1 protein-coding gene is annotated in these 1,330 nt (G+C 65.2%); it reads right to left on the bottom strand.

All coding sequences use genetic code 11. The features are described from left to right. Positions 1-27 precede the first annotated feature (27 nt). Positions 28-1,280, bottom strand: a protein-coding gene (locus ACIP98_RS42510) for an IS3 family transposase (RefSeq protein WP_401982257.1) whose coding sequence is annotated in 2 segments (ribosomal slippage) — positions 28-998 and positions 998-1,280 — 1,254 coding nt in all. Because the reading frame shifts where the segments join, the coding sequence is not laid out codon by codon here. Between the last annotated feature and the right edge of the window lie 50 nt (positions 1,281-1,330).

Here is a 1,330-nt window from a genome sequence, read left to right as displayed (position 1 = left end):
TGAACCGTTCCGGGTTCGGTAGAGATCTCAGATGTTGGGTGTGACCTGGGGTTTCGTGGTGTTGAGGTAGTGGTTTGCTTCGTACTCGACGGGCGGGATGTGCCCTATCTCACCGTGGAGTCGGCTGTGGTTGTACCAATCGATCCACTCGGCGGTGGCCAGCTCGACCTGGGACAGCGTCCTCCAGGGCCGGTGCGGCTTGATCAGCTCGGTCTTGTAGAGCCCGATGGTCGACTCCATCAGGGCGTTGTCCAAGGCGTCCCCGACGGAGCCGATGCTCGCCGCGATGCCGGCGACGTCGAGATGTTCGGCCAGTTTGAACGAGGTGTATTGGGACCCGGCGTCCGAATGATGTATCAACTCACCGCGCACATATGGGTGTTGGTCGCGGTCGCGTTGCCATAGGGCCATTTCCAGCGCGTCCAGGACGAGCCGGGTCTCCTTCGTGGTGGCTGCTGACCAGCCGACGATGCGGCGCGAGAAGGTGTCCACGACGAAGGCGATGTAGACGACGCCGGTCCAGGTCGCCACGTGCGTGAAGTCCGCGACCCAGCAGCGGTTCGGTGCGACGGCGACGAAGTCGCGGTCGACCAGGTCCGGAGCCCGCGGCGCGGACGGATCCGGGATCGTGGTGATCACCCTCTTGCCGCGGACGGCGCCGCTGATGCCGAGGTCGCGCATGAGGCGTTCGACGGTGCAGCGGGCCACGGGATGTCCCTGCCGGTTCAGGTGCTGCCAGATCTTTCTGGCTCCGTAGACGCGGTAGTTGGTGTCGTACGCCTCGCTGATCAGCGCCTTCAGTTCGGTGTCGCGGACAGTGCGGGCCGCGGGTGCGGTCTGGCGTTTGTGGTGGGCGTAATAGGTGGAGGGGGCGATCTTGCAGGAGTGCTCGGTAAGGACCCGGCAGATCGGCTCGACGCCGCCGAAGCGGCCCTTGTGCTCGTCGATGAACGCTACGAGCGCGTGTGTGGCCGGTCGAGCTCGGCCGCGAAGAAAGACGCCGCAGCCTTGAGGATCTCGTTCGCCCGCTTCAGCTCGGCGATCTCCTTCTTCATCGCCTTGACCTGCGCGGACTCCTCCGTTGTCGTCCCCGGTCGGCTGCCGGCATCGACCTGGTCCTGGCGGACCCACTTGCGCAGCGTCTCGGTCGTGCCGATGCCCAGTTTCTGGGCGACCACTTTCATCGCGGCCCACTCGGTGTCGTAGTCGGGCCGCACCTCGGCGACCATGCGCACCGCACGACGGCGCAGCTCAAGCGGGTACTGGGAAGGACGTGCCATGACTCGATCCTCTCAAACGATCGAGTCCCTACCGAACCCGGAACGGTTCA

Source organism: Streptomyces sp. NPDC088354, from assembly GCF_044753585.1.
Taxonomy (GTDB): domain Bacteria; phylum Actinomycetota; class Actinomycetes; order Streptomycetales; family Streptomycetaceae; genus Actinacidiphila.
This window is presented reverse-complemented; position numbering and strand designations above follow the sequence as displayed.